6 protein-coding genes and 1 pseudogene are annotated in these 4,888 nt (G+C 58.2%); 3 read left to right on the top strand and 4 right to left on the bottom strand.

Annotated elements, in window-relative coordinates:
- The 4 genes and pseudogenes from AC04P6_RS05965 to AC04P6_RS05980 form a co-directional block, all read right to left on the bottom strand.
- Positions 1-190, bottom strand: a pseudogene (locus AC04P6_RS05965) (IS3 family transposase); the annotation flags it as partial.
- Positions 187-702 carry a helix-turn-helix domain-containing protein gene (locus AC04P6_RS05970; RefSeq protein ID WP_475565707.1) on the bottom strand — a complete coding sequence of 172 codons (516 nt, stop codon included), beginning with the start codon at positions 700-702 and terminating at the stop codon, positions 187-189. The pseudogene AC04P6_RS05965 and the gene AC04P6_RS05970, both read right to left, overlap by 4 nt.
- 77 nt (positions 703-779) lie before the next feature.
- Entirely contained in the window at positions 780-2,168 is a 1,389-nt protein-coding gene (locus tag AC04P6_RS05975; protein WP_475565708.1) for a helix-turn-helix transcriptional regulator, read from the bottom strand.
- 115 nt (positions 2,169-2,283) lie between these two features.
- Positions 2,284-3,228, bottom strand: a complete 945-nt coding sequence (locus AC04P6_RS05980) for a MarR family transcriptional regulator (RefSeq protein ID WP_475565709.1) — start codon at positions 3,226-3,228, stop codon at positions 2,284-2,286.
- A gap of 262 nt (positions 3,229-3,490) precedes the next feature.
- Between AC04P6_RS05980 and AC04P6_RS05985 the strand changes: the two genes are divergently transcribed.
- The 3 genes from AC04P6_RS05985 to hypE form a co-directional block, all read left to right on the top strand.
- Positions 3,491-3,745, top strand: a complete 255-nt coding sequence (locus AC04P6_RS05985; RefSeq protein ID WP_475565710.1) for a dynein gamma chain protein — start codon at positions 3,491-3,493, stop codon at positions 3,743-3,745.
- Positions 3,746-3,773: 28 nt separating this feature from the next.
- A complete protein-coding gene (nikR, locus tag AC04P6_RS05990) occupies positions 3,774-4,199 on the top strand; it encodes a nickel-responsive transcriptional regulator NikR (protein ID WP_475565711.1) in 426 nt (141 codons plus the stop codon).
- 75 nt (positions 4,200-4,274) lie between these two features.
- On the top strand, positions 4,275-4,888 hold a 614-nt coding region (hypE, locus tag AC04P6_RS05995), incomplete at its 3' end, for a hydrogenase expression/formation protein HypE (protein ID WP_475565712.1).

Here is a 4,888-nt window from a genome sequence, read left to right on the forward strand (position 1 = left end):
GCAGGCACATGGCGACCTGCCTGTGGCCGCACCCGTTGGCGGTGCGCGAGAATATCTCGGCGGCGGCCTCCCAGAGCTCCGGCCTGGTTGGGGCCTTCGGGTGCGACAGCGCGTAGTAGTAGCTCGACCTGGCGAGCCCCGCGCTCTCGAGCAGGTCGGATAGCGGATACTGCCCTGAAAGCTCGCTCACGGCCGCTGCCTTCTCGCGGTTCGAGAGCGCTTCTCCGCCTTCAGGGCTATCGATTTTTTTAGGTAGGCGACCTCCGCCTCGAGCCTCCGGACCTGGCGCTCGAGCTCCTCCTCGCGGGTCGGCTCCTTGGGCGAGGACGGCGTTCCCTTTCGCCTTCCTCGCGACTTCGGCCTGAGCGCCTCCGGCCCGCCCTCCCGGTATGCCTTCATCCAGTTCTTCAGCGGGGTCGTCGAGGCGATCCCGTACTTCGCCATGGCCTCCGCTTTGGTCATGCCCTCGTCAACAACCGCTCGTGCTGCTGCCACCTTGGTCTCAAACGAATACTTGGTGTGCTTGCGCCCCATGACCATCAGCCCCTCGACGCCAACGGATCTGTACGTGTTGATCCATTGTCTCACGGTTTCCTCTGGTATCCCGAGCAGAGCCGCAATCGACGCGCGGCCATGTCCCTCGTCGTACAGCTCAGCCGCGTGCAGCCTCACCCCGACGTCGTGCAGAGCGTTTCCTGCCATAAAAAGGCCTTCCATTTCTCGTGTCCAAGAAATGGGAGGCGGTTCATCTCGCAACCGGGGTCGTTTTACGTATGATCCTATTGGGCCTGATGGGGTGATGAGTGATTTTCAATCAGGTCGATGATGTCCTGGCGTGAGCTCACGCCCAGCTTCTCGTGAATGTGCCGCGTGTGCGTCTTGACGGTATGGGGTGAAATGCACAGGCGATCGGCAATGTAGGTAGCCGATCGTCCGCGTGCGATGTACGAGAGTATCTCGGTTTCACGAGGGGTGAGCCCATGACGCGACGAGACGAGATGGCATACGGATGCCAGGCCCTCATTGAAAGCCGCTGGCTGGTTCACTGTGGGGCGCAGGGTTGCAACGGCGTAGTTGATGACGAGGAAGATGATGATGCCAAGCGGCGCGACATTTCGCGCGATGTCGTCCCCCGCGAGAAGGTAGATGGCGATACCCAGGGGAACGCTTGCGAGTATGATGGCGAGCGTTATCCCGCACAATATGACGCTCGTGTCGCGTGCGACGCGTACAGCTGAGGTGAGGTAAAGCCACATAGTGATGATGCAGCTGCTGAAGCAGGCGCCTCGTCCAAATGCGAAGAAGAGCAGCGACCATGCATCGTTGTTTTGCGAGAAGGCCATCCAGGGTAGGAGGAGCAATGCTGCGCCAGCTGGCAGCACCGCCTGCAGGATGACGTTGAGGCTGAAGCGCCGTGGTGGCCATGCAACCAAAAGAATGGGTGGAATGGCGCAGATGATGCGGAAGATGTATTCGGTATATCCTTGCGGGCCGTCGAGAAAGCCCATGCTTGCCAGCTCAGCCCCGCGTGCGGATCCAGAAATGAGGTAGAAGAGAAAGAGGCCGGCGAGGGGAAAGGCCAGATCGCTGAGGGCCGTGCGGATATGGTTGCGGGAATCGTTGGGCTCGTTCTCGAGTTTGCCCTGGTGCACGGTGTGGAAGAGTGGGATGCAGCCAGCCGCGAATAAGATAGCGTTGTATGCGAATAGCGTCTCGATGGGGATGAACGTGGCGATGATGGCCAGCAGCGCGGAAAGGGCAACGTCCAGCGAAATAACGAGCGTTGCCTCTTTTAGTTCGAGCGCCGCGTGGGCGCTTGCCCATTGGCAGGCGATGACGAACGTGGCAAGGCTCGCGCCGAACGCCGACACGATGGCAACTTGGATGATGCCCGCGGCAAAATGCGATACGGCGATGCAACATATATATAGGACGAGGGCTCCCGCGGTGTGTTCGCGCGTGAAATGGATGAGCCTCACGCGCGCCACCAGTGCAAAGCCACATGCGATAAGGGCGAGTGAGCAGATGAAAGCGAGTTGGAAGTCCTGACCCGTGGGAGCGGGCGCGGGGTGGAAGTCGACGATGAGCATCATCGACGCGAGGAAAAAGCCCCATGCAACGCAGGGCAGCATGGTGCGCGAGGTATGGGGAAGCGCTTGTTTGTTCATGAAACTCCAGGTGGAGGCTGTGACCGCAATACGCACGATTATACGGCACGTCGTCGGCGCGTGTTGCGCTAGCATGCCAAATTGTCTACCTGGCGAGTGTATGGGGATGATGCGGTTAGTCGATGGCAGTGAGACTGGAAAGCTCGGCTGTTTCCTGCGCTCGGCGTTGCATCTTCATGATGGCAAGAATCACGCGATTGAGCTGCGTGAACGTAAGCCTATGCCCCTCTTCGAGCCTATTCCAGAAATACTTTTCCCCTGCGTAGTTGATGATATTCACCACGCGCAGCGCCTCGAGTTCTCCGCGTTCGGTGAGGGCGATGTAGACCGCCTTGTTATCGTTGGGGTGGGCCAGGCGTTGGATCAGGCCGTTCTTGTGAAGCGACTTGGTGGTGCGCGTGGCCGTTGCGTTGGTGAGCATGAGCTGGTTTGCGATGACGCCGATGCGCATGGGAATATGCGTTTCGTACAGACGCTGCAGCACCCTGCATTCGGGAACCGGGTAGCCACTCTGCGTCTTCGTCTCGGTTTCGATGGGTCGCGCGATGGTTTCGAGCGCTGCGACCATGTGGGTTGCGGGCGTCTTGGCGGAAACAACCGCTGGGATGTTCTGGTCGATGGAATGCCCTACATGTGCGATGGCCCTGAAAAGTCGCTGATAGTTTTCATTGCGTGGCGGCCAGCCGAATTGCAGGCGCCCCACGAGCGTCTTTTCCTTCTCATTAATATAGGCGACGCCCTGCGGCGTGATGCTTGCTATGCGCGCACGAGCATCTTGCTCGCTCTCGCGGCGGTGCGTGAACATGAGAGCGTCGAGTTGAGGGAATGCGTTGGCGACAACGTTTGGTTTCACGTGAAGCAATCCGCTGATTTGCGATTGGGGAATCGAGTTCGGGTGCGCGAAGAACAGTTCCGCGAGCATGCGGTACTGCGTCGTGCTGATGACCCCTTCGTCCTCCAGGATGTGGCGCAACGCGTTACGTTCCATGGAAAAGGGAACGAAATACGTCGAGGAAAACGTGCTCTGCTCGTTCTGATGCGGTACTGCTGCCTGCCCCATGCTAGCCCCCTGCCCGTCATTCAGCTATGCAAGTATATTATTACGAAAACACAACATACGCATATCTGATTCAAATATTGTCAACGTTCGGATACGAAATGTAACCATGCCGGTATCGTTTTTCAGGGGCAATGCTGCTCGTCGGCGAATAAAGGCGATTACTCACACATTTTTATAGAATCGTCACATCGAAACGCTTCAACACGACTACACTAGTGTGCGGAAAGAGGAAGGACACTCGAACGCTTGAAAGGAGCACGATATGTGCCAGAACGGTGTCAACACGGGTCAGTATAAGATGATGCTCGAGCAGATTGACGACCAGATTGCCCTCAATCGCAGGTGGGCCCACAAGCTGGGTCATGTCGCCGGCGATGCTGGCTTCGAGAAGACGGGTGAGCTGATGCATCAAGTGCAGCATATGCTCGACGACGCCCGCGCGCTCATTACCGACGCCCAGGATGCGCTGGAAGAAGACGCCGAAGCCGTGGCTAACGTTTCGGTTAAGCTCGTATAAATCCGGTTGATTCTGAGAAAGAGGCGTTATGGCTAACGATCTCATGCGCTTTTCGGTTGCGATGCCCGAAGACCTGCTGGTGGAATTCGACCAGCTGGTAGCTCGCCGCGGTTTGGCCAAAAACCGCAGCGAAGTCATCCGCGACCTCGTGCGTGAGGCATTGGCGGGGGAGCAATGTGGCACGCTCGGCATGGAGGTAATGGGAACCCTTACCATTGTCTACGATCATCATGTGAATGACCTGCGCGACAAAATCGACGGCGTGCAGCACGAGTACTTCGACAATATAGTCTCGAGCACGCACATCCATATCGATCACCATTCCTGCCTGGAGGTTATCATCATCAGGGGAGAGACGGGTCTGGTGCAGGGCATCGCCGACTTGATTCTTGGCTTGAAGGGCGTGCAAACGGGGCGCCTTGTGCTCACCGCAACCGGTGGGCGCGTATATTAGCTCCCATCAGAGCAACTGCATACATATATATGTAAGGCGCCCGCATGCGGCGCCTTATTTTCGAAAGGGAATGTGATGGACGAAACGGTACTGCTGGGCCATGGCAGCGGCGGAACGATGATGCGACGCATCATCGACGAAGTGTTCTTCGAGGCATATGGCGGTGACGAGCTTGCCGCGGGCAACGATGCGGCTGATTTGCCCCTTCCCGCGAAAGGCGAGCGCCTGGCGTATTCCACCGATAGCTTCGTCGTGACGCCTCATTTCTTCCTGGGCGGCGACATTGGCCATTTGGCTGTGTGCGGCACGGTGAACGATGTTGCGACGAGCGGTGCCGTGCCGAAATACCTCTCGTGCGGCTTCATTCTGGAAGAGGGATTTCCCATGGCCGACTTGAAGCGCATTTGCCAGAGCATGGCAGATGTCGCGAAGGAAGCGGGCGTGCGCATCGTCACGGGCGACACCAAAGTGGTGAATCGCGGCCACGGCGATGGCGTCTACATCAACACGAGCGGCGTGGGCTTCATTCCGGCGGGACGCGTGCTTGGCGGGCAGCTCTGCAAGCCCGGCGATAAGATTCTTGTTTCGGGTACGTTGGGCGATCATGGCATCACGATCATGAGCTGTCGCGAGGAACTCAGCTTCAAGGCCGACCTTCAAAGCGACGCCGCCCCCTTGAACCATCTCAT

The organism is Denitrobacterium sp. (assembly GCF_056180635.1).

Bases quoted from the DNA above. Each gene is read 5' to 3' on its own strand.
- AC04P6_RS05985 (WP_475565710.1), top strand. From the start codon at position 3,491: ATGTGCCAGAACGGTGTCAACACGGGTCAGTATAAGATGATGCTCGAG.
- AC04P6_RS05980 (WP_475565709.1), bottom strand. From the start codon at position 3,228: ATGGGGCAGGCAGCAGTACCGCATCAGAACGAGCAGAGCACGTTTTCC.
- nikR (WP_475565711.1), top strand. From the start codon at position 3,774: ATGGCTAACGATCTCATGCGCTTTTCGGTTGCGATGCCCGAAGACCTG.
- AC04P6_RS05975 (WP_475565708.1), bottom strand. From the start codon at position 2,168: ATGAACAAACAAGCGCTTCCCCATACCTCGCGCACCATGCTGCCCTGC.
- AC04P6_RS05970 (WP_475565707.1), bottom strand. From the start codon at position 702: ATGGCAGGAAACGCTCTGCACGACGTCGGGGTGAGGCTGCACGCGGCT.